Annotated in this window: 28 protein-coding genes; 17 read left to right on the top strand and 11 right to left on the bottom strand. The window is 59.6% G+C overall.

The annotated features are described in order from the left end of the window. Positions 1-17 precede the first annotated feature (17 nt). From HF931_RS01660 to HF931_RS01650, 3 genes are read left to right on the top strand one after another with little or no spacing between them, the layout of a single operon-like run. The gene (locus tag HF931_RS01660) at positions 18-1,532 is read left to right on the top strand and encodes a CpaF family protein (RefSeq protein ID WP_273241623.1); all 1,515 of its coding nucleotides are present in this window, start codon (positions 18-20) and stop codon (positions 1,530-1,532) included. Between the two features lie 3 nt (positions 1,533-1,535). Next, complete coding sequence (locus HF931_RS01655) at positions 1,536-2,567, top strand: type II secretion system F family protein (protein ID WP_273011760.1); 1,032 nt, start codon at positions 1,536-1,538, stop codon at positions 2,565-2,567. Between the two features lie 9 nt (positions 2,568-2,576). Next, positions 2,577-3,599 carry a type II secretion system F family protein gene (locus HF931_RS01650; protein WP_273241622.1) on the top strand — a complete coding sequence of 341 codons (1,023 nt, stop codon included), beginning with the start codon at positions 2,577-2,579 and terminating at the stop codon, positions 3,597-3,599. 72 nt (positions 3,600-3,671) lie between these two features. Here the strand turns inward: HF931_RS01650 and HF931_RS01645 are convergent, their stop codons facing one another. Continuing rightward, positions 3,672-4,634 (bottom strand): tetratricopeptide repeat protein, encoded by a 963-nt coding sequence (locus HF931_RS01645; RefSeq protein ID WP_273241621.1) that lies wholly within the window; start codon positions 4,632-4,634, stop codon positions 3,672-3,674. 120 nt (positions 4,635-4,754) lie between these two features. Here HF931_RS01645 and HF931_RS01640 point away from each other — a divergent pair, with 120 nt between their 5' ends. Further along, a complete protein-coding gene (locus HF931_RS01640) occupies positions 4,755-6,116 on the top strand; it encodes a leucyl aminopeptidase family protein (RefSeq protein ID WP_273241620.1) in 1,362 nt (453 codons plus the stop codon). Positions 6,117-6,135: 19 nt separating this feature from the next. Beyond that, a complete protein-coding gene (locus tag HF931_RS01635; protein WP_273241619.1) occupies positions 6,136-7,047 on the top strand; it encodes an alpha/beta hydrolase in 912 nt (303 codons plus the stop codon). 9 nt (positions 7,048-7,056) lie between these two features. On the opposite strand, the gene HF931_RS01630 is transcribed toward HF931_RS01635, so the two are convergent. Beyond that, entirely contained in the window at positions 7,057-7,737 is a 681-nt protein-coding gene (locus HF931_RS01630; protein WP_051602843.1) for a tetratricopeptide repeat protein, read from the bottom strand. A gap of 62 nt (positions 7,738-7,799) precedes the next feature. Here HF931_RS01630 and HF931_RS01625 point away from each other — a divergent pair, with 62 nt between their 5' ends. Next, positions 7,800-8,654, top strand: coding sequence for an SDR family oxidoreductase (locus HF931_RS01625; RefSeq protein WP_273241617.1), 855 nt, complete (start codon positions 7,800-7,802; stop codon positions 8,652-8,654). A 47-nt stretch (positions 8,655-8,701) separates the two neighbouring features. Here HF931_RS01625 and HF931_RS01620 read toward each other — a convergent pair whose 3' ends face one another. Next, the gene (locus tag HF931_RS01620) at positions 8,702-9,280 is read right to left on the bottom strand and encodes a type 1 glutamine amidotransferase domain-containing protein (RefSeq protein WP_273241616.1); all 579 of its coding nucleotides are present in this window, start codon (positions 9,278-9,280) and stop codon (positions 8,702-8,704) included. A gap of 135 nt (positions 9,281-9,415) precedes the next feature. Further along, complete coding sequence (locus HF931_RS01615; protein WP_273241615.1) at positions 9,416-10,174, bottom strand: alpha/beta hydrolase; 759 nt, start codon at positions 10,172-10,174, stop codon at positions 9,416-9,418. Positions 10,175-10,229: 55 nt separating this feature from the next. On the opposite strand from HF931_RS01615, the gene HF931_RS01610 reads away from it, so the two are divergent. From HF931_RS01610 to infC, 3 genes are all read left to right on the top strand, one after another. Next, the gene (locus HF931_RS01610) at positions 10,230-11,390 is read left to right on the top strand and encodes a glycosyltransferase family 4 protein (protein ID WP_273241614.1); all 1,161 of its coding nucleotides are present in this window, start codon (positions 10,230-10,232) and stop codon (positions 11,388-11,390) included. A gap of 17 nt (positions 11,391-11,407) precedes the next feature. Continuing rightward, entirely contained in the window at positions 11,408-12,442 is a 1,035-nt protein-coding gene (locus tag HF931_RS01605) for a glycosyltransferase family 9 protein (RefSeq protein ID WP_051602844.1), read from the top strand. A gap of 97 nt (positions 12,443-12,539) precedes the next feature. Next, entirely contained in the window at positions 12,540-13,079 is a 540-nt protein-coding gene (gene infC / locus HF931_RS01600) for a translation initiation factor IF-3 (protein ID WP_081806217.1), read from the top strand. Between the two features lie 317 nt (positions 13,080-13,396). On the opposite strand, the gene HF931_RS01595 is transcribed toward infC, so the two are convergent. Further along, positions 13,397-14,908: a S10 family peptidase gene (locus tag HF931_RS01595; RefSeq protein ID WP_273241613.1), complete on the bottom strand. Its 1,512-nt coding sequence runs from the start codon at positions 14,906-14,908 to the stop codon at positions 13,397-13,399. 114 nt (positions 14,909-15,022) lie between these two features. Here HF931_RS01595 and HF931_RS01590 point away from each other — a divergent pair, with 114 nt between their 5' ends. The 6 genes from HF931_RS01590 (at position 15,023) to pheT (ending at position 20,130) form a co-directional block, all read left to right on the top strand. Beyond that, positions 15,023-15,157: a hypothetical protein gene (locus tag HF931_RS01590; protein ID WP_273241612.1), complete on the top strand. Its 135-nt coding sequence runs from the start codon at positions 15,023-15,025 to the stop codon at positions 15,155-15,157. 140 nt (positions 15,158-15,297) lie between these two features. Then, complete coding sequence (gene rpmI, locus HF931_RS01585) at positions 15,298-15,501, top strand: 50S ribosomal protein L35 (protein ID WP_035554449.1); 204 nt, start codon at positions 15,298-15,300, stop codon at positions 15,499-15,501. Positions 15,502-15,538: 37 nt separating this feature from the next. Continuing rightward, the gene (rplT, locus tag HF931_RS01580; RefSeq protein ID WP_027839517.1) at positions 15,539-15,901 is read left to right on the top strand and encodes a 50S ribosomal protein L20; all 363 of its coding nucleotides are present in this window, start codon (positions 15,539-15,541) and stop codon (positions 15,899-15,901) included. Between the two features lie 124 nt (positions 15,902-16,025). Beyond that, a complete protein-coding gene (gene pheS / locus HF931_RS01575) occupies positions 16,026-17,102 on the top strand; it encodes a phenylalanine--tRNA ligase subunit alpha (protein WP_035554451.1) in 1,077 nt (358 codons plus the stop codon). Positions 17,103-17,112: 10 nt separating this feature from the next. Further along, positions 17,113-17,733 (top strand): hypothetical protein, encoded by a 621-nt coding sequence (locus tag HF931_RS01570; RefSeq protein ID WP_051602845.1) that lies wholly within the window; start codon positions 17,113-17,115, stop codon positions 17,731-17,733. A 3-nt stretch (positions 17,734-17,736) separates the two neighbouring features. Next, positions 17,737-20,130 carry a phenylalanine--tRNA ligase subunit beta gene (pheT, locus tag HF931_RS01565; protein ID WP_273241610.1) on the top strand — a complete coding sequence of 798 codons (2,394 nt, stop codon included), beginning with the start codon at positions 17,737-17,739 and terminating at the stop codon, positions 20,128-20,130. A 46-nt stretch (positions 20,131-20,176) separates the two neighbouring features. On the opposite strand, the gene bfr is transcribed toward pheT, so the two are convergent. From bfr to HF931_RS01540, 5 genes are all read right to left on the bottom strand, one after another. Beyond that, complete coding sequence (gene bfr, locus HF931_RS01560) at positions 20,177-20,668, bottom strand: bacterioferritin (protein WP_273241609.1); 492 nt, start codon at positions 20,666-20,668, stop codon at positions 20,177-20,179. 232 nt (positions 20,669-20,900) lie between these two features. Further along, positions 20,901-21,137, bottom strand: a complete 237-nt coding sequence (locus HF931_RS01555) for a (2Fe-2S)-binding protein (RefSeq protein WP_273241608.1) — start codon at positions 21,135-21,137, stop codon at positions 20,901-20,903. 60 nt (positions 21,138-21,197) lie between these two features. Beyond that, on the bottom strand, positions 21,198-21,995 hold the full coding sequence (locus HF931_RS01550) for a GGDEF domain-containing protein (RefSeq protein WP_273241607.1): 798 nt from the start codon (positions 21,993-21,995) through the stop codon (positions 21,198-21,200). Between the two features lie 78 nt (positions 21,996-22,073). Continuing rightward, positions 22,074-22,301, bottom strand: a complete 228-nt coding sequence (locus HF931_RS01545) for a helix-turn-helix transcriptional regulator (protein WP_035554457.1) — start codon at positions 22,299-22,301, stop codon at positions 22,074-22,076. A gap of 2 nt (positions 22,302-22,303) precedes the next feature. Beyond that, positions 22,304-22,726, bottom strand: a complete 423-nt coding sequence (locus tag HF931_RS01540) for a hypothetical protein (RefSeq protein ID WP_273241606.1) — start codon at positions 22,724-22,726, stop codon at positions 22,304-22,306. 716 nt (positions 22,727-23,442) lie between these two features. Between HF931_RS01540 and HF931_RS01535 the strand changes: the two genes are divergently transcribed. Next, positions 23,443-23,901: a hypothetical protein gene (locus HF931_RS01535; protein ID WP_273241605.1), complete on the top strand. Its 459-nt coding sequence runs from the start codon at positions 23,443-23,445 to the stop codon at positions 23,899-23,901. 57 nt (positions 23,902-23,958) lie between these two features. On the opposite strand, the gene HF931_RS01530 is transcribed toward HF931_RS01535, so the two are convergent. After that, on the bottom strand, positions 23,959-24,216 hold the full coding sequence (locus HF931_RS01530) for a hypothetical protein (RefSeq protein ID WP_273241603.1): 258 nt from the start codon (positions 24,214-24,216) through the stop codon (positions 23,959-23,961). 425 nt (positions 24,217-24,641) lie between these two features. On the opposite strand from HF931_RS01530, the gene HF931_RS01525 reads away from it, so the two are divergent. After that, entirely contained in the window at positions 24,642-26,234 is a 1,593-nt protein-coding gene (locus tag HF931_RS01525) for a lysine--tRNA ligase (protein WP_273241602.1), read from the top strand. Positions 26,235-26,238: the final 4 nt, after the last annotated feature.

Raw genomic sequence — 26,238 nt, 5'->3', positions numbered from 1 at the left:
CTGGGGAGATCTCTCGTATGGCCTTTGGAAAACGACCTGCCAGCAGTCAGACGCTGACGCCAGCCTCAACACCTGCGCCCAAGCCGACACCGAAACCGGTGCCAGTGGCTGAGGCGAAACCCAAGCCTGCGCCGAAGAAGCCTCCGGTTCCGGAGCCTGTGCCGGTAAAAGGCGCACCCAAGCCGATTGCGAAGTCGAAGCCGGCAAGCCCACCGCCCGAGCCCAAGCCGGAACCCGTGCGCAAGGTCAACCAGCAGACGGATCAGTACTATGCGACGAAGATGACCATCTTCAACGCGCTGATCGACACGATTGACCTGTCACAGCTCGCCCAACTTGACGCCGAAAGCGCGCGTGAGGAAATCCGCGACATCGTTGTCGAAATCATCAGCATCAAGAATGTTGTAATGTCGATCTCAGAGCAGGAACAGCTGCTCGACGATATCTGTAACGATGTGCTCGGCTATGGTCCGCTGGAGCCATTGCTGGCGCGGGACGACATTGCCGACATCATGGTCAACGGCGCCGACACCACATATATCGAGGTAAACGGCAAGATCGAGCGGACGAATATTCGCTTCCGCGACAATGCCCAGCTGATGAATATCTGTCAGCGTATCGTGAGCCAGGTGGGTCGCCGCGTGGACGATTCCTCACCCATCTGTGACGCGCGCTTGCTGGACGGCTCACGTGTGAACGTCATCGCGCCGCCATTGGCAATTGACGGTCCGACCCTTACCATTCGTAAGTTCAAGAAGGACAAGCTCCGCCTGGACGATCTCGTTAATTTCGGGTCGATCTCCGAAGCTGGCGCTGAAATTCTGCGCATTATCGGTCATTCGCGCTGCAACGTCCTGATCTCTGGCGGTACGGGTTCAGGAAAGACAACGCTGTTGAACTGCCTGACCGGCTTCATTGACCCGACCGAGCGCGTCATCACGTGCGAAGACTCTGCGGAACTTCAGCTCCAGCAGCCGCATGTCGTGCGCCTCGAAACGCGCCCGCCGAACATTGAAGGTTCTGGCGAAATCACGATGCGGGATCTGGTCAAGAACTGTCTGCGTATGCGTCCTGAGCGGATCATTGTGGGCGAGGTGCGTGGACCGGAGGCATTCGACTTGCTGCAGGCCATGAACACGGGCCATGACGGCTCGATGGGAACGCTGCACGCCAACAGCCCGCGCGAAGCCCTGAGCCGGGTTGAATCCATGATCACGATGGGCGGCTTCTCGCTGCCTGCGAAGACGATCCGTGAAATGATCGTCGGGTCTATCGATGTGGTTGTGCAGGCCTCTCGCCTTCGGGATGGCTCCCGCCGGATCATGAACATCACCGAGGTGATGGGGCTGGAAGGGGAGACCATCGTGCTGCAGGATGTACTGAAGTACGAAATCGAGGGCGAAGACGAAGACGGAAAAGTCGCAGGCACGCACCGCGGCACGGGCGTGGGTCGTCCGCGCTTCTGGGAGCGGGCGTCCTATTACAATCTTGAGCGCGACCTGGCTGTGGCTCTCGACGAGCTGGGGTCCTGATAGATGGATAATTCACTCATCATCTATGCAATCGCCGGGCTTGCCTTCCTGACCATTGTCGGCGTGGGCCTCGCCTTGACAGGCGATAGCGCCGACGCGGCTGCGAAGAAGCGCGCCAAGGCGATCGGCACCGGCGGGTCCGGGGCTGGCAAGCGCGGGAAGGCTATGGACGAAACCGCCAAGCGCCGCCAGAAAACCCAGGAAATGCTGGACAATATGCGCAAGCAGGACAAGGAGCGGCGCAAGGCGATCCGACCGCAGAACTTGAAGTCCCGCTTGACGCAAGCCGGGCTGGATATTCCCGTCGCGGCGTTCTGGATGCTCTCTCTCGTGCTGGGCCTCCTGATTGGAGGTCTGGTTTATACGCTTGGTTTCGATGGCCTCGTGATTGGCGGCGTGTCCCTGAAGAGCCGTCCGATCCTGGTTGGCTCGGCATTCTTTGTTGGCGCCGTTGGCTTGCCGCGCATGATCCTGAATTTCATGACCAATGGCCGAAACAAAAAAATGATCAACCAGTTCGCTGATGCGCTGGATATTATCGTTCGGGGTGTGAAGTCCGGTTTGCCGTTGAATGAAAGTGTCCGGATCATCTCTCGGGAATCCCCTGAGCCACTGCGGACTGAATTTGCTATGCTGTCAGACAATCTGGCCATGGGGGCAGGGCTCGAGCGCTCGCTGAACACATTCTACAAGCGTGTGCCGCTTCAGGAAGTGAACTTCTTCATGATCGTGCTCATGATCCAGTCCAAGGCGGGTGGTAACCTGTCTGAGGCATTGGGTAATCTGTCGAGCGTCATTCGTGCCCGGAAGATGATGCGCGAAAAGGTAAAGGCCATGTCGTCCGAGGCCAAGGCGTCGGCCATGATCATCGGCGCGTTGCCCTTTGTGGTCGGCTTTCTCGTCTACATGACCACGCCCGCCTATGTGATGCAGCTGTTCACGACGGATACGGGCCATCTCTTTCTGACCATCGGTGTGGTCATGATGATGATGGGCGTTGCCGTTATGCGCAAAATGATCAACTTCGACATGTAGGGGCGACAGATGGGAGATATTCTTACATCACTCGCCAAGCCTGATGCGATTGCAGCTCTTCTGGTCGCACTCGCCGTGTTCGCGACCGTGATTTCTGTCCTACTGCCATATCTGCAGACGGACAAACTGGAAACGCGCCTGAAGGCGGTCACGGAACAGCGCGAGAAACTTCGTAAGCAGAGCCGCGCCGCACTGGACAATCCGAAAGGCCTTCGCCGGACGGACGATTCCATGGTGGGCAACATTTCGTCGAAGCTGAATCTGGCCAAGGCGCTGGAAGATCCGAACATTGTCGACAATCTGTCCAAGGCCGGTCTGCGGGGGCCGGGGCCATTGTCAGCCTTCTACTTTGCGCGAATGACGCTGCCTTTCGCTGGCGCCCTGCTGATGTTTTTCTACATCTTCTTCGTCAATGATCACGGCTTCTCGCCGATGCTGAAATATGGCTCGCTGCTATTTGGTGCCGCAGCAGGTTTCTATGCACCGAACCTCTATGTTTCGAACATGGCCCAGAAGCGCCAGCAATCGATCATGCGTGCCTTTCCGGATGCGCTGGACATGCTGCTGATCTGCGTTGAGGCGGGTATGTCGATCGAGCTTGGCTTCTCAAAAGTGAGTCAGGAAATCGGATCTGCATCACCGGAACTGGCGGAAGAGTTCGGCCTGACCGTGGCGGAGCTGTCTTACCTGCCAGAGCGTCGTCAGGCGTATGAGAACCTCGCAAAGCGTACCGGGAATGACGGTATCAAGGCGGTCTGTATGGCGCTGGGACAGGCGGAGCGCTACGGTACGCCGCTCGGCGACGCCCTGCGCATCATGGCCAAGGAAAACCGCGACATGCGCATGGCGGCTGCTGAGAAAAAGGCGGCCGCACTGCCTGCGCAGCTGACGGTTCCAATGATCCTGTTCTTCCTGCCGGTCCTGTTCCTCGTCGTGCTGGGGCCAGCCTATATCGGGTTCAAGGCATCTCAGGAAAAGAACCAGGCATCGTCGCCGCCGGCAATTGAGACAACGCATTCAGACTGGGGCTGAGGTCCGGGTGACTTCAGAAGGGGCGCTCATCGGCTTTGGCTGATGGGCGCTTTTCTGTGTGCGGCAGAAGTATCAGCCCGGTGTCCGGCGAAGTCTCAGGCCAGCCTGTGCAGGGGCAGGGGTGTCTTCCTCCGCTTTGGAGGGGCCAGCAAGGCCGACAGCGGACTGATCGACAGGCTGCGTTGGGGCAGCTTTCGGCGGCTCTGCCAATTCAGCGGGCGGTTGAGCTGGCACGGAGGAGTCCTCCTCGAGCGCTTCCCATGACCGCACGGGCTGTATCATCTGTTGCAGCAGCGCCGTGTTCTTCTTCACGATGCTCTCTGGCGCAAAGCGGCTGGAAACGGCGGCCATCTCATCATAGCGGCCCTGGAGCCCCAGGATCAGCGCGAGGTTCTCAGTCACCCGCAGGTCCGCATTCGGTTGCTCGGCTGCAAGGCGCAGTTTGGCCTCGGCGGCGGGCAGATCACCCTGCAAGGCCAAAGACAGACCGTAATTCGCCAGCGTTGACGTGCGTGTCGGCTCCAGCGCCAAGGCCTTGTCATAGGCCGCTTGCGCCATGTCATGGCGTTCCATCTTGTCCAGAGTGATGCCGAATGCAGACCAGGCTTCGGCCCGGTCAGGCGCGACAATGGCCGTCTTCTCAAACGCGCGTGCCGCGCCCATCAGATTGTTCTCGGCGGAAAAGACCCGTCCCAGCGTCATCAGCACGTCCGGATTGTCCGGATGTACGATCAGGGATTGCGACAGCACTTCGATGGCGCGTTCATTCGAGCCGATGCCTCTGAGCGCAGCGACGAAGGTCAATGCAACGTCCAGGTCTTCGGGGCGTTTGGTGTATTCATTCGCCCAGAAATTGGCCTTGGTCAGCGGATCTGAATTGTTGGCCGCTTCAATTTCTTCTGCCGTGGCAGGTGTCATCGCGTCTTCGATGGCGCGTGCCAGTTCGGCCTGAGCCTCCGCCTCCGGGTCCGGCGTCGTCGCGCAGGCTCCCAGTACGAGGCACAGTGCAGTCAAAGACGTTTTGGCTCTGGACATGAGCGGGCTCCGGGTCAGTATCTGGCCTAATCCTGCGTGAGTCTTGCCGACAGGGCGTCAAGGATCGGTTAACGCCCCGGCAGATTTCATTAACTCTTCGCCTCGAAAGGCCAGAATTCCATGCATAAGAGCTTCACCGCCGACCCAAAGGGCGCCGTTGACGTCTTCCTCTACACAATTGCTGCCTTCAAAAAGCTGGAGAACGATCCGTTCCCATCTGCGCGAGCGCTGGCCAAGGCACAGGAATTCACAGGAGCGGCCGGTCAGATCGTGCTGGTGCCGGGGGAGACGGGAGAGCTGTCACGCGTACTCTTTGGTTTGGGCAAGGGCACGGATGCGCTGGCTGTTGCCGGCCTGTCGGCGAAGCTGCCCAAGGGGTCGTATTCTGTCGCCGAAAGTGGCGGCATGCCGTTCAAGAACATCGCTGCTGGCTGGGCTGACGGCGCGTACCGGTTTGATCGCTACCTCAAGGACAAGGCGACCCCACCAAAGCTCGTCATTCCGGAAAGCGAGGATGCCGACGCGCTGAGCCGTGAGGCGGATGCCTGCGCGTTGCTGCGCGATCTGGTCAACACGCCTGCGGCCGATATGGGCCCACAGGATATTCAGGCGACAATTTCCGACACGGCAGAACGCTTCGGCGCGAAACTGACGACGATTATTGGCGACGATTTGCTGGCCCACAATTATCCAATGGTCCACGCTGTGGGCCGCGCCGCTGTGTACGAACCGCGCTTCATGGAACTGGAATGGGGCGACCCGTCTCATCCGAGCGTGGCGCTGGTCGGCAAGGGGGTCACCTTCGATTCCGGCGGTCTCGACATCAAACCCGGTTCCGGCATGCGCATCATGAAGAAGGATATGGGCGGTTCCGCGCATGTGATCGCGCTGTCGCACCTGATCATGAGCGCGAACCTGCCGGTGCATCTGAAGCTGTATGTGCCATCGGTCGAGAACGCCGTTGCTGGCGACGCTTTCCGTCCGGGAGATATTCTGTCCAGCCGCAAGGGGCTGACCGTCGAGATCGACAATACGGATGCGGAAGGCCGCCTGATCCTGGCGGACGCACTGACACGCGCCTGCGAGGAAAAGCCGGATCTGCTGATCGATTTCGCCACTCTGACCGGCGCAGCCCGCGTGGCGCTGGGGCCGGAACTCGCGCCTTTCTATACTGATGACGAAAGCCTGGCCGAAGGCATCGAGGCGGGCGCAAAGGCAACGGGCGACCCGGTCTGGCGCATGCCGCTCTGGGACCCATACCTCGCCGATCTCAAGAGCCCGATTGCAGACCTTGTGAACTCCGGCGGCCGGTTTGCCGGGTCCATCACGGCGGGCTTGTTCCTGAAACAGTTCGTCGACGCGCCGAGCTGGATGCATTTCGATGTCTGGGCCTGGCGGCTCGGAAAATATGGACGGCCAGAAGGCGGCGCACCTTGCGGCCTGCGGGCGGCCTGGGCCATGCTGCAATCGCGTTATGGCTGATCTCTGAAAGGGGCCCCTCATGATCCGGACCTGCTTATTCGCACTCACGCTGTGTGTTGCCGCGATCCCGGCTACTGCCCACGGGCAGGGCATGACCCGTGTTCCTGCGCAAGTGGACGAGGGGGCGATCCCGCTCATTGATCCGGAGGCGGTCGGTGCGAATACGGAGATATGGACGAGCATCGGCACAGAGCGCTGGGTGCGCAACGTCAATCATCCCACATTGCTGCCTGTCCTGCCGGACCCGGAGAAAGCGAATGGCGCGGCGGTGATTGTGGTGCCCGGCGGTGCATTCCAGTTCGTGTCCATCGACAATGAGGGCTACCCCATAGCGGAATGGCTGGCAGAGCAGGGGGTTGCGGCCTTCGTTCTGAAATACCGCACAATGCAAACGCCGGAACCTGAGGAGGAGCTCTCGGAACATATCCAGCGTATCTTTGCGCCGACGCCGGATATGGAGCCGATTGATGCCATGCAGGGCATTCCGGCGGCCGTTGAGGATGCGCAAGCGGCGTTGCGATTGGTTGAAGCCCGGAGCGAAGACTGGGGCGTTGATACAGACCGTATCGGTATGCTCGGCTTCTCAGCTGGGGCGATCACGACGATGGCGGTCACTCTTGATGAAAGTGACGCGCCCAAGCCAGACTTCATCGGGCACATTTATGGACCGATGACTTCGGTCGATGTGCCGGCAGACGCGCCGCCGCTGTTCACAGCTCTGGCGGCGGATGATTCCCTGTTCGGGCGGCAGGGCTTTGGTCTCGTCGATTCATGGATCGCCGCAGGCAAGCCGGTCGAGCTGCATTTCTATGACAATGGGGGACACGGTTTCGGGTCGTACAAGCGCGGCGCAACGGCGGACGCCTGGTTTGACCAGTTCGTGGGATGGATGACCGCCCGGGGCCTGATGGCTCTACCCGAGCCGGAATAGGGCTGAAACTCAGTCCACAATATCCGGGCTGAGTACACGCACTTCGGACAGGCGAATGGCCTCGCGCACACGCCCACGCAGGACCAGCGTGTCGATGTTTTCCGGATCGGCAGCCATGGCGGCGTCTATATCCGTCATGGCGAGGTCCAGCTGGTCGAGATTGAGATGGGCTTCGGCGCGAAGCTGGCGCGCAATGGCCATGCTTGGCGCGCGTGACAGGGCACTGTCGAGATCAGATTTGGCATCTTCCCAATTGCCGAGCATCAAATGCGCGCTGGCGCGGTCGACCAGAAGATCCGGCACGCCGGGCTTCAGTTTCAGTGCGTTGGTGAACGTCACGATGGCCGCTTCCGGTGCGCCGGCCTGAAGCCAGGCATTGCCCGATTGGGTCAGGTATTCGGCGCGTTGCTCTATCGTTCCGCCATCCACGGAGTTGGCGAGTTGTTCAAGGCGCGCCGCCCCTTCATCCTCACGGCCCAGCGCGATCAGGGCGAGGGCGGTGCACTGGCGCGCGCCGGGGCGGTTGCCCTGATAGGTCCAGGCGAGCCCATCCTCATAGGCTTCTTCAGCGTCCACCTCGATTTTGGCGACACACGCCTTCAGCCGTTCTGCCTCGCGCGTGTCGACTGTGGCGCTGGCTGCAGATTGCGACAAGGCGAAGGAAGCAACGGCCAGGGCAAGGATGGACATGGATCAAAGGCTCCGGAAACTGTAGTACGGGGTCTTAGACCCGACAGGAGCGGCCAGCGCAAATGACAGATACGACATCTCTGCTTTTTGTTTTCGGGCTGGGCTATAGCGCCCTGAAGCTGGCAGGGCGGCTGAAATCCCGTGGAATTGGCGTTGCGGGCACCGTTCGCGGCGCGGAAAAGGCGGCGGCCTTGAAAGCAGATGGCATCGCCGCGCAGGTCTGGGACGGGCAGGGCCTGCCGGACCTTCCCGAAGGCGCGCACTGGCTGGTCACCTTGCCGCCGGATGCAGACGGCTGCCCCGCCGCGCGCGCGGCGACCTGCGCTGAGCCTGGCGCGGCCAGCGTTACCTATCTCTCCACAACGGGTGTCTATGGAGACCTCAATGGTGGCTGGGCGATGGAGTGGAGTCCGGTCAATCCGGGATCTGACCGCGCCCGCGCGCGCGTTCTGGCAGAACGGCAATGGATGGACTCGACGGACGGCGCGGCGCGGATTGTCCGCCTGCCGGGCATTTACGGGCCGGGGCGGTCTCCCTTCCAGAAATTGCGGGACGGCAAGGCGCACCGTGCGGTGAAGCCGGGACAGGTGTTCTCTCGCGTGCATGTCGACGATATTGCGAGCGGACTGGACGCGCTGTTTGAACGGCCGAATCTGCACGGCATCTTCCATCTGTGTGATGATTTGCCCACGCCGCCGCAGGATGTGACTGCCTATGCGGCCGAATTGATGGGCATTGCGCCGCCCCCGGAAGTGCCATTCGAAGAGGCCGGGCTGAGCCCGATGGCGCGGAGTTTCTATGCGGAATGCAAGCGCGTTTCGAATGCTCGGGCGAAGTCTGCGCTTGGCTGGCAACCGGCATTCCCGACCTATCGGGAGGGGTTGGCGGCCGTCTGGAAATCAGAGGACGGAGCATAGAAAAGCCCCCTCATTGAGAGGGGGCAGGTCAAGGGGATTCGTTTCTGTTATGCGGTGACCGAGTCGCGCTGGCGCTCGTGCTTGCCTTCACAGATTTCTTCAACGATCTTCGCGTTGAAATCTCCCAGATCGTCCGGGGAGCGGGAGGTGACCAGTCCGCCATCGACCACGACGGATTCGTCTCTGACGATACCGCCTGCGTTCTTCAGATCCTGCTGGATCGCCGGGAATCCGGTGACCTCGCGGCCATTGACCAAATTCGCTGAGATCAGGACTTGTGGGCCGTGGCAGATGGAGAAGACAGGTTTCTTCTGATTGAAGAAGTCCGATACAAATTGCTTCGCCGTCTCGTTCGTGCGCAGAGCGTCCGGGCTGAACAGGCCGCCGGGGATAAGCAGCGCGTCGAAGTCTTCCGCCTTGGCCTCGTCCAGCGAGAGGTCAACTTTGTATTTGTCGCCGTGCTCGCGGTGCTGGTTGGCGTGGATGAAGCCTTTTTCCATCGATACGATTCTGGTTTCACCGCCTGCGGATTCAATGGCTTCCTTCGGGCTGGTCAGCTCGATTTCCTCAAAACCGTCTGCGGCGAGGATTGCCATTTTTCGACCTTGTGCGCGTTGGTTTGACATGAAGCATGTCTCCTTGATCTTGTGTTGCAACCACGCTGCGACCCGTGGTGAGGGAGCGCGGGCGGACGGATCATCCCGTCCTGCACAAAATCAATGTTTGGCCGCGGCCATTGTTCCGATTAACTCGGGGAAAGGTCAGTCGATGAGGGCCGCCGCAATATCGCCGCATGTCGCTTTCAGTCGCGCAATGTCCTGAGCGCGTGACAGGCGGTGGTCGCCATCCTTGATCAGGGTAAAGACGAGGTCGTCGCTCTTAATCGCGGTGACCAGCCGTTCGGCATGTTTCCACGGAACATCCACATCCTGCATGCTCTGGAGAATGCGTACCGGCACATTCAGTTCGATCGGTGCGTCCAGGATTTGCCAGGTGCGGCCATCCTCGATCAGGGCGCGGGTGATGGTGTAGGGCTCGTCATAATCGGACGGGCGCAGCGTGAAACCTTTTTCCATGATCTCGGCCTGCGCCTCGGCGGAGAATTCCGGCCACATCAGTTTTTCGGTAAAGTCCGGCGCGGGCGCGATCAGGACGAGTCCCGCCACGCGATCCTTGCGGGCGAGGGCAGAGAGCAGCGCCATCCACCCGCCCATGCTGGAGCCGACCAGAACGACCGGCCCGGCGCTGTGCGCGTCGATTGCGGCGAGCGCATCGGCGCGCCAGTCAGAGATGGTGCCGTCCTCGAATGCGCCATCGGACTCGCCATGACCGGAATAGTCAAAGCCGAGAAAGCCGTGCCCGGCTTCAATGGCCCAGCTTTCCAACTCGGTGGCCTTGGTGCCGCTCATGTCGGATTTGAAGCCAGACAGCCAGACAAAGGTGAGACCGGATCGGGAAGGGGCCGTGGCGCGATAGGCAAGGCGTCGGCCTTCGGGTGAGGTGAAATAGGACGTTGTCATTCCTCTCCCGTTCCTCCATCTGTTTCGCCTGTCAAGCGAGTGGAGGGAATTCGCCTTGCCCGATTTTCCGGACCTGACCGGCAAGACCATCCTGCAAGTGGCCCCGGAACTCTCTGCCGGTGGGGTAGAGCGGACTGTGCTGGAAGTCACCGAAGCCATCATTCAAGCGGGCGGGCGCGCGTTGCTGGCCAGCCGGGGCGGACGGCAGGAAGCGGCGTTCGAGGCGCTGGGCGGGGAACTGATCCGGATGGACGCGAAATCCAAGAACCCGATCACGTTGAAACTGAATGAAGGCAAGTTGAAGCGCCTGATCGCACAGGAGCATGTGGATCTGGTCCATGCCCGTTCGCGCGCGCCAGCCTGGAGCGCCTATTGGGCTGCGCAGGCGATGGGCGTGCGCTTTGTCACCACCTATCACGGCGCCTATTCCGGCAAGACCAAGCTGAAGAAGCGGTACAATTCCGTGATGGCGAAGGGGGATCTGGTGATCGCGAATTCGCAATGGATTGCCGAGCATGTGAAGACAGAGCATGGCGTGCCGTTTGAGAAGGTTGTCACCATTCCGCGCGGCGTGGACCTTGAGGCATTCGACCCGACCGCCGTGCCGGTGGCGCGGGTGAAGGCTATCCGCGAAGGGCTCGGCCTGGTGGACGATCCACGCATGATCCTGTTGCTGCCAGGACGGCTGACGGAATGGAAAGGCCAATTGGTCGCCATTGAGGCGTTGGCGATGCTGGCGCCAGACGAGCGGGAAAAGCTGGTACTTGTGCTGGCGGGTGATGCACAGGGGCGCAAGGGGTATGTCGAGCGGCTGGAACAGGCTGTGGTCGCGCATGGGCTCGACCGCGGTGTGATCATGTCGGAGCATATTTCGGACATGCCGGCGGCCTATCTGGCGAGCGATATTGTGCTGGCCCCCTCCGTGCGGCCCGAAGCCTTCGGGCGTGTGGCGGCGGAGGCGTCTGCGATGGCAAAGCCGGTGATCGTCTCCGATCATGGCGGCGGGCGCGAAACAGTGATCGAAGGGGAGACCGGCGCGCGGGTCGAGCCGGGCAATGCGCAGTCGCTGGCGGGGGCAATCCGGGCGCTATTGTCGGTCGGTCCGCTGGCCCGGGATGGCATGGGACGGGCCGGTCAGCAGCATATTCGGCAACATTACTCAAAACGGGGGCTTCAGGCCGCGACCCTCGGGGTCTATAAGACCTTGCTGGAATAGGGGAAATCGAGGCCCGAATGGCGAAATCGGTCAAATCGGCCAGTCCGGTCAATCCGGGCGAGGCTGCCGAGAATGTTCTTGTGATCAAGCTCAGCGCGCTGGGCGATTTCGTGCTGGCCCTCGGCGCGATGAAAGCTGTGCGTGAGCATCACCCGAAAGCGCGCATCACGCTGCTGACCACGCCGCCCTACAAGGGATTTGCCGAGCTTTGCCCCTATGTCGATGCCGTGGAGACGGATGGTCGCCCGGAAACGATGAAGGCCACGGCGGCTCTGATCTCGCGCATTCGCAAGGCAAGGTACGATATCATTTATGATTTCCAGACCAGCGGCCGGACGAAGAATTATTTCACTGCCCTGAACAAGACCGGCAAGGCACCGCTCTGGTCCGGCCATCATGAGAAGGCGGCCTTCTTTCATGACAATGCCGAGCGCAAGACGATGCACTCAATTGACCGTCTGGCCGAGCAGCTGGAAGTGGCGGGCGTTGCACCGGATGGCCGCTGGCTGGGCAATAGCGCGCCCAAGCCGGACCTGTCCTGGGTGCGCCCGAAGCTGAGAGATGCGCCGCGCCTTCAGCCGGCCTATTTCAGCCTGGAAGAACCCTACATGCTGCTGATTCCCGGCGCTTCCGCCCATCGGGAGGCAAAGCGCTGGCCGGTCGAGAACTATGCTGAACTGGCGAAACGGGTTGCAGATGCGGGCATCACGCCGGTCATCATTGGCGGCAAGGCCGAGGGCCAATTGGCCCATGAGATCGTGCGCAAGGAACCGCGCACCAAAAGCCTGACCACGCGCACGGACCTGTTCCAGATCGTGACCCTTGCGGAGAAGGCGCTGTTTGTCGTGGGCAATGATACCGGCCCGATGCACATGGCCGCGATTGCCGGGGCGCCCGGCGTCGCCCTGTTCGCCCTGACAGAGAGCAATCCCGACCATGCCGCCCCGCGCGGCGCGAAGACGATCATCATCAATTCCGCGCCGACGCTGGCCGAACTGAGCGTGGATGATGTGTGGCAGTCGGTCCGCGCGCTGGGTGTGCTGCCATCTTGACGTGGCGGCTGAAGTGTAGAATGGCCGTCCGCCTTGAAGATCCCAACAATAATGGGCATATTCAGCATAACTGAAACAGCGATAAAGGAGATTCGCCATAGCTCGCAGACCAGACACCGGGGGACCACAGAAGTCCGCCGGCCCACGTATCAATGATGACATTCGCGCCGCCAAGGTTCTCTTGATTGATGAGAACGGTGAAAAGCAGGGCGTGATGCCCCTGACGGCTGCGCTGGACGCAGCCCGGGAAGCCGCAATGGATCTCGTGGAGGTATCTCCCAACCAGGAAGTGCCCGTCGTCAAGATTCTCGACTATGGCAAGCTTCGGTTCGAAGAGCGCAAGAAGAAGGCCGCTGCGAAGAAAAAGCAGAAGTCTTCCGAACTCAAAGAGATCAAGATGCGCCCGAATATCGACACGCATGATTATGGCGTGAAGGCTAAAGCGATGGCGCGCTTCTTCGAGGCCGGCGACAAGGTGAAAGTCACCCTGCGTTTTCGCGGACGGGAAATGGCGCACCAGCATCTCGGCATGGAATTGCTGAACCGGGTGAAGACCGATTTCGAGGAAACGGCGAAAGTGGAACTGGAGCCGAAACTCGAAGGCCGTCAGATGACCATGGTGCTCGCACCACGCTGATTGCCGCTGACACAAGCCAGCACGAAAAGCCGGACGGGCCACCAGCCCTCCGGTTTTTTTGTGTGTTGCGAGCGGAGAGACGAGGCCGCGAAACAGGAGGTAGTCAGGAAGTATACAGGTAGCGACCCTGCCTCTTCCGCTCACCGGGATTCGTCAAATCCCCATTCCGATGACGCCAGGCACCGGAATGACGGGGACAGAATGCACGACGCGAATGGCTGTCGGATTGGGAAGGCGGAATCGCCGGTGACGCTTGCGTTCAGGCCGGGGAGAGGCGGGCAGCCCATCCCCGATCTGACGCGAGTTTCCTGCCTGGACTACTGACCGGCGCGGATGAAGTCCCGCACGTCATCGGACAGTTTCTTGCCGTCGCTTTCGGCGAGATACATCATGTGGCCGGAATCATAATAGTCGAACTCGACCCGATCGAGCACGACGCCATTCTTGCGCAGGGACATTTCTGCTCCGAAGAATGGCGTGGCCAGATCATACCAGCCGGAGGCCAGCAGGACGCGCAGATCGGTGTTCTCCCGCATACCCTTGCCGAGCCAGGGAGCCACATTGACATAGGATGGCCAGCCCTGCTGGTTGACGCTCCAGTTCCACTGGGAGCCTGGCTCGCCTGTCAGCACCTTGTACGGACGGGTGAAGTCCACTTTCAATTCACGGGTCAGATAGTCATTGATCGCGGCGACATAGGCGACATCCATGCCGTAGCCGGACGGATCATTCTCTGGCGTCTCGCCCGTGCCTTCGCTATCCACGCCTTTGTAGCGGCTGTCGAAGCGGCCAACCGTATAGCCTTCGCGGCGCAGGAGTTCCTTGCGGAAACGGTGCGGATCGACGCGCAGATTGGCGAGGCGAATCCATTCCGGTGACAGGCCGATGAAATCGCTCATTTCCTGCGCGATGCGAATCTCGTCGGCTTCGCTCAGCGTTGAGCCACGGATCAGGGCAGGGGCCAGCGTATCGGTGGCATAATTGCGCGCGTCTTCGATGAAGGTGTCGAAATCATTGTTCCACTTGGCCTTGTTGGCCTTGCCATGATGCCAGGCGGTGGCAGCTTCTGTAGGGAAGAAGGCGAGGTGGGCGGTGTCATTGCCCGGCGCAAAACGGGCGGTCTGGAAATCCAGGATTGCGGATATCAGGATTACGCCGTTCAGGCCGATGCCGTTCCAGCCGCCTTGCAGCTTTTCGGTCAGTGCGGCGGCGCGCGTGGTGCCATAGCTTTCGCCGGCGAGGTATTTCGGGCTATTCCAGCGGCCATTCTCGGTCAGCCAGATGCGGATGAATTCAGCGATGCTTTCGGCATCCTCATTCACGCCGTAGAATTCCTTGCCCTCCGTCTCACCCAGCGGGCGGGAATAGCCCGTGCCGACCGGATCAATGAAAACGAGATCGGTGACATCCAGCAGGGAGTTTGGATTGTCCCGCATCGTGTAGGGCGGCGCGCCCACATCAGAGGCGTCTGACGGGGTGAGGACCTGTTTCGGCCCGAAGGCGCCCATGTGCAGCCAGAGCGAGGCAGAGCCCGGCCCCCCATTGAACACGAAGGTCACCGGGCGCTGCGCGGCACTGGTCGTGCTGGTGTCGACATAGGCGACGGAGAAAATGGCGGCGGTCGGCTCGTCCTTGTCGTCGCGCAAATAGGTCTCGCTGGCGACCGTCTTGTATTTAACCGTCTTCGAGCCAAGGCGCAGCGAGTGATCAGACGTGAACACCTGCGCGTCCGGGATGTCGGCGGCGTCTATCTTGCCATTGGCGGTGTCGTCGGCAAGGACCGGCAAGGTGAGGACGGCCATACAGGCGGCGAGGAGGAGTGTGCGCATGAAATCTGCCCCTGAAACTATATAACAAGGCCGGACCTTATTTGCGGAGAGAAGTCAGGGCAATAGCGCCAATGTTCAGGTTGATGGATATGCAATCTGGGGTTATTGTCCGCCATGGACATCGCGCTTCTGATTGCCTTGCTGGCCCTGCCTTTCCTGTTCTGGAGGGCTTGGGTGGGCCTGAAAATGCCCAAGCGCCGGGCCGAACGTGAGGCACGTGCACGAAAGCTGCGAAATCCCCCGCAGTAACAGCATATTGGCCTCTTGATTCTCCGGTCCTGATCCGTCATAAGCCGCCTCTTCCGAGCGGTTTGGGCGAACGGCATGCCCTCCAGCTCATGAACCTTGGGCCGCCTTTACGGTGAGAGCTCGCATACAGGAGACATGAAATGCCGAAGATGAAGACCAAAAAGGCCGCTGCAAAGCGGTTCAAGATCACGGCAACCGGAAAGCTGAAGCACGGCGTCGCAGGTAAGCGTCACCGCCTGATCAGCCACAATTCCAAGTACATCCGCCAGAACCGCGGCACGAAAGTCGCTGCGAAAGCTGATGTGGCTCGCGTTGTGAAGAAATTCCTGCCCTACGGCCTCTAGGCCCGTTTCCGTTCAGATCTTGATTTAGGAGGCCTAGATGCCCCGTTCACGTAACAAAGTTCCCGCCCACGCCCGCCACAAGAAAATCCTGAAGCAGGCAAAGGGTTTCCGTAACCGCCGCAAGAATACGTTCCGCATCGCGCACCAGTCCGTCTGGGAAGCCGGTCAGTACGCCTATGTCGGCCGCAAGGTGAAGAAGCGGAAGTTCCGCTCGCTCTGGATCCAGCGCATCAACGCCGCTGTGCGCATCCATGATGACGAGATGAACTACTCCCAGTTCATCAACGGCCTGACGAAAGCCGGCATCGAGGTCGACCGCAAGGTCATGGCCGACATTGCCGTGCGCGAGCCGGAAGCATTTGGCGCCCTGGTCAAACAGGCCAAGGCTGCCCTCGCTTAACCTGCCTGAAAGGCACAAGTGACAAAGCCCGGCCGTCAAAGCCGGGCTTTTTCTTTAAGGGCGTTTGCATGCGCCGCCGAAGCGCCTAAAAAGCCCGCTCGAACAGTAAAGGGAAGCGACCCCAGTGTCCGATATCACGACGATCGAGAAAGAGGCGCTCGCCTCAGTTGAGGCAGCTGCCGATCTTGCCGCGCTGGAACAGGTGCGTGTGGCCGAGCTTGGCAAGAAGGGCAGGGTGTCTGGCCTGATGAGTTCCCTGGGCAAGATGAGCCCCGAGGAGCGCAAGGAGAATGGCCCGAAGCTGAACGCGCTGAAGACTCGCGTTGATGCCGCGATCCGCGCCCGCAAGGAGACGCTGGAGGCCGCGGCGCTTGAGGCCCAGCTGGCGAGCGAGACGGTTGATCTGTCCCTGCCACCGAAGGCTGGCCCGGTTGCTGGCGCACTGCACCCGGTGATGCAGGTGTTCGAGGAAATCGCCGCCGTGTTTGGCGATATGGGCTTCACCGTCGCCGAAGGGCCGGACATTGAAGACGACTGGCACAATTTCACCGCGCTGAATTTTCCGGAAGGCCACCCGGCGCGCGAGACGCACGACACCTTCTTCATGCATGCACTGGAAGGCGATGAGGCGAAGGTTCTGCGCACGCACACGTCTCCGGTTCAGATCCGCACGATGATGAGCCAGAAGCCGCCGATCCGCATTCTGGTGCCCGGCCGGGTCTATCGGAATGACTGGGACGCGACCCACACGCCGATGTTCCATCAGGTCGAAGGTCTCGTGATCGAGAAGAACATCCATATGGGCCATCTGAAGGGCTGCCTGATCGACTTCGTGAAGGCCTTCTTCGAAGTGGATAATGTCGAGGCGCGCTTCCGTCCGCACTTCTTCCCCTTCACCGAGCCATCGGCAGAGATGGACGTGAAATATACCCGCAAGGGCGAGACGATCGAGATTGGTGCCGGCGATAGCTGGATGGAGATCCTCGGCAGCGGCATGGTGCATCCGAACGTACTGCGCAATTGCGGCATCGACCCGAACGAATATCAGGGTTTTGCCTTCGGCATGGGTGTCGACCGCCTGGCCATGTTGAAGTACGGCATGCCGGATCTGCGCCCATACTTCGAGGCTGACCCGCAATGGACGCGCCACTATGGTTTTGCGCCGTGGAGTACGCCGAGCGTCAGTGGCGGCTTGAGCTGAGGACACGTCCATGGGCAATGGCAACAAGGTTGAGATGCTGATTGCGATTTGCGCGGTGCTGACCAGCGCGATTGCCGTCTTCATCGCCTGGGACCAGGGCCGCGTGATGCGCGCGCAGCAGCATGGCGCCGTCTATCCTGTCGTACAGATCGAGGGTTTTGTGTCATCTTCCCCCGAGATGGTCTCAATGGGGCTACGCATATCGAACAGCGGGGTAGGCCCGGCTTTGATCGAGCGTGTCGATGTGTCGAAGGGCGGGGTGCCCGTCAAAAGTCTGACCCCGTATGCAGACAAGTTTCCATCTGGATACCAACAATCCTGGTCAAGCCTGATCGGCAGGGCCATAGCGCCGGGTAAAGAAGTGATCCCTCTGCGGGTGGACTGGTCTCGCGAACGCGTATCTGTCGCCGACCGCGATGCGGCCGCGTTGGCCTGGAGCGCGCTGGATGTGGAGATTTGTTATTGTTCGGTGTTCAACAAATGCTGGACCGCGACCGGCCTGAACATGGGGACGACCATGTCGCGCGCCGAGCCTGTCAAACGCTGCGAACGCAGCGACGAAGATGTCTTTGAGGCGTTGGCGAATTACGTGCCCAAGCCCGAAACCGATATGACCGCTGAAGTGGAATAGACGATGAAATTCACCCTTTCCTGGCTGAACGACCACCTCGCCACCAAGGCGACGCTGGACGATATTCTGGGCCTGATGCTGAAAGCCGGTCTCGAAGTGGAAGAGGTCGAAGACCCCCGCGAGAAGCTTGCCGCCTTCACGGTCTGCAAGGTCAAGGCTGCTGAGCCTCATCCGGATGCGGACAAGCTGCGCGTGTGTACGGTCGACACGGTCGATGGTGAAAAGCAGATCGTCTGCGGCGCGCCGAATGCCCGCGCTGGCATGACGGCAATCTATGCACCGCTGGGCACCTTCATTCCGGGGCTCGATTTCGCGCTGGACAAGAAGCCGCGCAAGATCCGCGGCATCGAAAGCTACGGCATGATGTGTTCCACCAAGGAGCTCGAAGCCGGGGAAGACCATGACGGCATCGCCGATCTGGACGAGTCCATCGCGCTGGGCACGCCTGCCGCAGATGCGCTGGGCCTGAATGATCCGGTGATTGATTTTGAGGTGACGCCGAACCGTCCCGACTGGCTGGGTGTACAGGGCATCGCACGCGATCTGGCCGCGGCCGGGGCAGGGCGCTTCCTGCGCACGGAGCTCAAGAAAGTTGTTGGCACCAAGCCATGCCCGGTCGAGATCCAGCTGGACGCGCCGGAGGCTTGTCCGGTCTTCGCGGGCGCCGTGATCGTGGGCGTCAAGAATGGTCCGTCACCGGACTGGATGCAGCAGCGTCTCAAGGCCGTTGGTATTCAGCCGAAATCCCTGCTGGTCGACGTGACGAATTACATCTCGCTTGATCGGGCTCGTCCGCTGCATGCCTATGACGCCGCGAAGCTGTCAGGCCCGGTCGTGGCGCGTCTTGGCCGCAAGGGCGAAAAGCTCGCCGCGCTGGATGGCAAGACGTATGACATCTCCGAAGAAATGTGTGTCATCGCAGATGATAGCGGTGCCATCGGTCTGGGCGGCGTGATGGGGGGCGAGTCCACCGCCGTGTCGGATGAGACGGTCGACGTTTTCATTGAGAGCGCATGGTTCGATCCGCTGCGCACAGCCCGCACGGGCCGCGCAACCGGCATTCATTCCGATGCGCGCTATCGTTTCGAGCGCGGCGTAGATCCGCATAGCTGTATGGACGGGCTGAACCTCGCCATTGCGCTGATCGTGGAGTATGGCGGCGGCGTTGTGTCGAAGCCGAACCTGGCTGGCGAAGCGCCGGTGAACACGAAGAAAGTCACCTTCTATCCAGCAGATGTGGAACGCCTGACGGGCCTCAGCGTGAAGCCAGCCGATATGCGGCGGATGCTGAAAGATCTGGAGTTTGGCATCGAGGATGCGGGAGACGCCTGGTATCTGACGCCGCCAACGTTCCGCTTCGACATGGAGCAGTCTGCGGACATTGTGGAAGAAGTGGCTCGGCTGGTCGGGTTTGACCAGTTGCCGACAACATCGCTGCCAGCGCCTGAAGGCGGCGTGAAGGCGATCACCACACCGATGCAGGCCCGCGTGCGTGCGGCCCGGCGGGTGATGGCATCCCGAGGCTTCCTTGAGGCGGTCAGCTGGAGCTTCATGGCGAGGGATGATGCGGCGCTGTTTGGCAAGACAAGCGATGCGCTGGTCGTGGCCAATCCTGTCGCCAGCGATCTCGACTATATGCGCCCCTCCGTGCTCGGAAATCTGGCCAAGGCGGCGCAGCGCGCGGCCAATCATGGTGAGCGCGGCGTGCGCCTGTTCGAGGCCGGACCGATCTATCTGGGCGACGGCCCGAAAGACCAGCGCACCGCTGTGGCTGCGCTGGTGCGTCCGTTCAATGAGCGCCACTGGCAGGGCACGCCGGCGGCCTATGATTCCTATGCCGCGAAGGCGGATTTGTTCGCGGTGCTGGATGCGCTGGGCCAGCCGGGTGACCGGTTCCAGGTTGCTGCGCCCGCCCAGCCGCACTGGCATCCGGGGCAGGCGGCGAGCCTGAAGCTCGGCCCGAAAGTGACGGTGGCGCATTTCGGTCAGTTGCATCCCGGCGTGCTGAAGGCGCTGGACGTGGATGGGCCGGTCTATGGTTTTGAGCTGAATTTGAACGCGCTGCCGCAGATGAAGGCGAAGAACACGAAAACCAAGCCGGTATTCGAGCGGGCCGAGCTGACGCCGATCCGCCGGGACCTTGCCTTTGTGGTTGACCGTGCCGTGCCAGCCTCAGACCTGGTGCGCCATGCGCAGGGCGCGGACAAGAAGCTGATCACCCGCGTTGACGTGTTTGATGTCTATGAGGGCACAGGCGTGCCGGAAGGGCAGAAATCGGTCGCGTTCGAAATGACGCTGCAGCCGCAGGAAAAGCTGAAGGATGAAGACATCCAGGCCCTGATGGACAAGGTCGTTGCCTCGGTCGCCAAGGGCACAGGCGGCGTTCTGAGAGGGTAGAGGGGCAAGGCGCTGCTTCCCGCAAGGGCGCAGCGCCTCGGCCTGACTAATCCTGCGCCTTCGAGCCGTTGGCTTCGGACTGGAGCATTGTGTAGCGCTCGATGCCGATGCGCTCGATCAGGTCGAACTGGGTTTCCAGATAATCGACATGTTCTTCCTCATTGTTGAGGATTTTGCCGAACAGGTCGCGGCTGCCATAGTCGCGGACGCTTTCGGAATATTCCATGGCGTCTTTCAGCAGCGGGATGGCGTCGTTTTCGAGTTTCAGGTCGCATTCGAGGATTTCGTGGACCGATTCCCCGATGCGCAGCTTGCCGAGATCCTGCAGATTCGGCAGGCCGCCGAGGAACAGGATGCGTTCGATCAGCCAGTCGGCATGCTCCATTTCTTCAATGGATTCCTTGTACTCATAGTCGCCCAGCTTGCTGACGCCCCAATCATGCAGCATGCGCGAGTGCAGGAAATACTGGTTGATCGCCGTCAGTTCGTTCTTCAGGCACTTGTTTAGGAAGTCGATGACCTTTGGGTCGCCTTTCATGGGGGAGCTCTCCTGCGTGGATTATGTTTATGGGCCAGCACCTAGGGTGATTGTGCCACCGGATCAAGAAAAAATCCAATAAAAACAATTGCATGTGAAAGTGCGACACAATTGCAGCGCCCTGTCATGCGCTGTCGCGGGGCGTGTCTGCAGGCGTCGCCGTATGTCGCATCGTGTCGCGATCTGTCGCGCGATGTCTAAAAGCGTAGCGATTTCAAAGGCAGGTGTCGGTCTATTCCGCGGCGATCAGGGCCGGGGCGACCGGGCGGCGGTCCATCTCTTCGGAGATGATTTCACCGATCGAGCAGCTGCATTTTCCGCACTGGAATTTGCACCCGTGATGCGCCTGCACAGCCTTTGGGCTGCGCGCACCCGCGTCCACGGCGCTGCGGACGCTTTTGCAGTTGATACGGTTGCAGACGCAAATGATCATGCGAACCATTTGCACGAAGATGCGAATGAATGTCAATCAGGTTTTTGCGCTTTGTTGCACATGCGGAATGGCCCGTGCGCCATGCCGCGAACTGACTCAGGCTGCGCTGTCCAGAATGACCCGGTTGCGGCCAGAATTCTTGGCGCGATAGAGCGATTTGTCGGCGCGCAGGATGACATCCTCGATCGGGCTGCGCGGCAGGGCAATGGCGACCCCGATACTGGCGGTAATCGCGTGCAGTTTGCCCGGCTCGGGTTCAAAGCGAATGGCGTGAATGCCCTGGCGTATGTCTTCGGCGCGTTCCTGCGCGGTTGCCTCATCCATGCAGCCCGTCAGGAAGACGGCAAACTCTTCGCCCCCGAGCCGCCCGACAAGGTCTGTTGGTCGCGCCTTGCTGGCCAGAGCCTTTGATATTGCGCGCAGGGCATCATCGCCGGCGCCGTGGCCGAAGGTGTCATTGATCGTCTTGAAGTGGTCGACATCAATCATCAGGATTGCGCCGTGCCTTTCCAGACGGTCTTCGACTTCAGCCAGGAATGCGCCGCGATTGAGCAGGCCGGTGAGCGCGTCCACGCGGGAGCGATGGGCAAGTTCGGCATGGGCGGCCGCCAATTCGTCCAAGGCATCCTGCAACTTGATGCGCTCGCGTTGCAGCAGGATGGCAATTGGAAAAGACACAACGACCGGAATGACCGTGGAGGAGAATGCCGTCCAGAACCAGAACTCGTCCAGAATCGCCTGGTCGATATGATCGTAGGTTGTGCCGAACGGGTTCGCCAGGATCGAGAACCCGGTCACCGCCCATGTCGCGAGCAGCGAAATGAGCGCGACCATGGCCGCATTCGCATAGGAAACCCGGTTTCCTGCTGGCTTGTTGATCCCGAGAAAGCTCATGCCTGAACGCTACCGCATCTTGGTTTCGGCGCGTCTAAATGGATCGGTGAAATTTGATCTTTGTGTCCCGAGGGGCGGTCAGCTTTCGGCGGTTTCGTCCCATTGGAACACGTCATCGAGGCTGACGCCGAAGACCCGGGCGATGCGAAAGGCGCTTTCGAGGGAGGGGGAGTAGCGGCCCTGTTCGATGGCGATCACGGTTTGCCGCGTCACGCCGATCTCTTTGGCCAGGGCCGCCTGGCTCATCCCGTCATGGGCCTCTCGCAGGGCCTTCACACGGTTCAGGATAGGGGGGCGTTTGGCCATGCTTACACGCCCCGGCGATAGAAAAGGATGGTGAGGGCATATTCGGCCACTTGCGACGCGATCAGGCTGGCCACCGCAATGTGGAACAGCATGTTGCCATCGGCGAGGAAGTAATAGTGCCAGAGGCCCGCAAAGATGCCGAAGCCCAGCACATAGCCGGAGATATTGCCCGCGCGGCGCAGCACCTGCTGGTCGCGTTCATCCTCTGCGTCATTGGCCTCTTCCGGGCTGCTGGCCGCGATGATGATGTGGCTGATGATGGCGCCGAAGACCAGCATGCCGGTCGCCACCGCGATCAACACGATGTTCGGGCCAATGGTCTCGCCCAGCGCCTCTGACCGGCTCCACACCTGATTGATATACCAGAGCCCGGTGAGCGAGAGCAGCAGGCCCATGATCCAGGCCGATTTTTCGTGAAAGGACATTTGATGTCTCCATGTCAAAAATTTCTTACATGACCTATATGGTCAAAGATTTTTGACATGTCAAATATTTTTTACTCATAGCGCGCCTTTTGTTTTGCCTAAGATAGAAACTCATCTAAACTTTTAGGGTTTTGTGTGCGCGGCGGATCCAAAGAATCGGAATGCAGATGGTCAAAGTTCTAAGAGTTTATGGAATAATGGAGATCGCAAAAATTATAGCGAGCGCAGAGGAGGCTTATTGTGAAGAGGATTGCCTTGAAGAAGATGAATACGGAGAAGTTCGGTTGAACCGAGTGGGCTGGGACCGTGTTCAGATCGCTTTCAGAAATGGGAAAAGACTCTGAGTATGAGTCTTACGAGGCGCCGCATTTTGCGAATCCTCAATGCTGCAGCTTCCATAAACACTCAGAGGCTGATCCTCCTAACTTTCATTCCGCCAAGAAGCGTCGCGGTGCCTTTGGCTACGTCATTTATCAATGCAGCGTAGCATTCGAGGCTGATGGAGAGGTGGAAACTTTCCAGCAAGGACCCGCCAGAAGTCTGGTCTCTGCCTTTGGGACATATGTGAGCAAGTACTAAAGGGAATGACGCCTTTGGAGGGCGCGGAAAGGCAGTTTATGTTTTCAGCGGTATGCAACTCGTCGGTGGCTGTGCGAGTGCTCATCTTGACGATGGCAGCTTGTTTGTTAAAGGCGTGTGCGCCGCCCGGATCAGACATGGACAAGTTTGAGCGAGGGTACTGTTTCAAGCAGAAGCGATACCTGTCTGACAGAGAACTGGAAGACATCGCCTATGCGCACATTATTGGCCAGCTAAATACAAAGCCTCCGTCATGGTACGATAAAAACGACCCCAATACAGTTGACTATTCAACTGACGACCTTGAGCGGTTCAGGCGGCTCAACCCGGATGATTCCGGTCGAAATTTTCGTGAGGAGTTCGACGAGAATAAAGTGCCGCCCAAAATAGGTGCCAAAAACTACGATTACGATTTGGACTCTCACCGGTTTCCTGGATTTGTTTCTGTTTATGTTTTGAGGAACTCAGAAGAAACTGAAGGAGGTGCGAGATTTGATATTTCAGCTTGTGGCGAAATTCATAATTTTCGATGGTCACAAAATTTACACTCGGCTCCCGCATGGGTTAAGGGTGTGCACAAAAAATCTGTAGAGTGATAATACAGGTTGAGAATAGCTATGGCAACGATGTGTGATCTATTCGAAAAACACGATCTATCCGCTCAGTTCTGGGAGATCAGCAAGCAGAGTGATCGGCTTTCTCAGCAGTCGTTTTATTTGGCTCTCAAATTCTTCAATTAAGCAGTTGAAGAAAGCAGTGTCCTTTTGCTGGAAAATGAGGCGTCGAAACACTACGATCAGATGGAATGCTTCGGGGAAGAAGTTTTTAACGCCTTTCCTTCTGTAATTCCTGAAATAACGGCTTGCGGAACTTGCTTCGTTGTACGTCAGTATACGGCGTCCGTATTTCATGCGCTTCGTTCAATTGAGTTGCCGCTGACTCGAATGGTTCAGAGCTTCGGAGTGGAAGGCTTCAAGAATTGGAATTCACCATTGAATGAATTGGAGACACTTGTCCGAGATAGGGAGAACTCAAGAAAAATACCGAATTGGGAAGCACAAAAAGACTTTTATACCGATGCCATAAACCACTTGTTTGCTATTAAGAATGCTTGGCGAAACTACACTATGCACTTGCAACTCAGGTTTGACAGGGAAGAGTGTGAGGAAGTTCTTCTAAGCGCTAAGGCCTTCATGAGAAAGGCAGCGAAGATAGTTCCGGAAGAGATCTAGACGAAGGCTTAATCTGGAAGTTGTAGTTCCCCAGCTTGACCGCAACCCCTGCGGCCTCTAGGTCCGGCGGACCTGTTTTCACTCAAGCATGACTGACATTCCCGATGACCGATCTTTCCGCGCTCGCCCAATCCGCAAAGGCCTGGCCGTTCGAGCTTGCCCGCAAGCTGGAACAGCGTGTGGAGCAGCAGATCAAGGCCGGCCAGCGCACGGCGGATGACCCGGTCACGTTCGAGACCGGCTATGGCCCATCCGGCCTGCCGCATATCGGCACGTTTGGCGAAGTCGTGCGCACGACGATGGTGCGCCATGCGTTTGAGGCGCTGACCGGCGGCAAGTACACGACACGCCTGATCTGTGTGTCGGATGACATGGACGGGATGCGCAAAGTGCCCCCGACCGTGCCGAACCCGGAAAGCCTGGAAGCCTATTTGCAACAGCCGCTGACGGCTGTGCCGGACCCGTTTGGCACGCACGCCTCCTATGGCGCGCACATGAATGCGCGGCTGTGTGCCTTCCTTGATCAGTTCGGCTTTGAGTATGAATTCCTGTCGGCCACGGAATGCTACAAATCCGGCCGGTTTGACGACATGCTGCGCGAGGCCGCGCGCAAGTATCAGGACATCATGGATGTGATGTTGCCGACGCTGGGCGAGGAGCGGCAGGCAACCTATAGCCCGTTCCTGCCGATCCATCCGGAAACGGGGGAGGTGCTCTATGTGCCGATGAAATCCGTTGACGGAGAGAATGGCACGATCACGTTTGACGATGAGAGCGGCAAGGAATTCACGCTGCCGGTAACCGGTGGCCATGTGAAGATGCAGTGGAAGCCCGATTTCGGCATGCGCTGGGCCGCGCTTGGCGTCGACTTTGAAATGTTCGGCAAGGACCATCAGGCGAATGCGCCAATCTATTCCAAGATCACGCGCATCCTGGGCAAGCGCCCGCCGGAACAGTATGTTTATGAGATGTTCCTGGACGAGAAGGGCGAGAAAATCTCCAAGACCAAGGGCAATGGTATCTCGGTCGAGGACTGGCTGAAATATGCCCCGGATGAGAGCCTCAGCCTGTTCCAGTTCCAGAAACCGCGCGTGGCGAAGAAGCTCTACTTCGATGTCATCCCGAAGGCCGTGGATGAATATCTCACCTTCCTTGAGAAGTATCCGGCCGAAGCGCCCGAGCGTCAGATCGAGAACCCGGTCTGGCACATCCATTCCGGCAAGCCGCCGGCAGAGACGACGCCGGTCAGCTTTGCGCTGCTGCTGAACCTCGTCGCCGTGGCGAACCCGGAAGACCGGAGCCAGCTCTGGGGCTTCATCTCGCAATATGCGCCGGAAGCCTCACCGGAGACGCACCCGCTGCTGGATGATCTGGCGGGCTATGCGATGAGCTATTATCGCGATTTCGTCCTGCCACAGAAGACCTATCGCGCGCCCACCGATGCCGAACGCGCCGCGATGGAAGACCTCTCCGCGCGGCTCAAGGCCTTTGACGGAGAGCGCACGTCTGAAAACCTCCAGACGCTGACCTTCTCTGTCGGGAAGGATCATGAGTTCGAGAATCTGCGCGAATGGTTCAAGGCGCTGTATGAAGTGCTGCTGGGCCAGAGCCAGGGCCCGCGCTTCGGCAGCTTCGCCGCGCTCTATGGCGTGGAGAACACCGCGCGGCTGATCGACGAGTCTCTCGCGCGGGGGTAGCGGA

Origin of the sequence: Hyphomonas atlantica corrig. (genome assembly GCF_017795365.1) — a bacterium.
GTDB classification, from domain to species: Bacteria; Pseudomonadota; Alphaproteobacteria; order Caulobacterales; family Hyphomonadaceae; genus Hyphomonas; species Hyphomonas atlantica.
The sequence above is the reverse complement of the archived record's forward strand: the minus strand, read 5'-3'. Positions and strand labels throughout refer to the sequence as shown.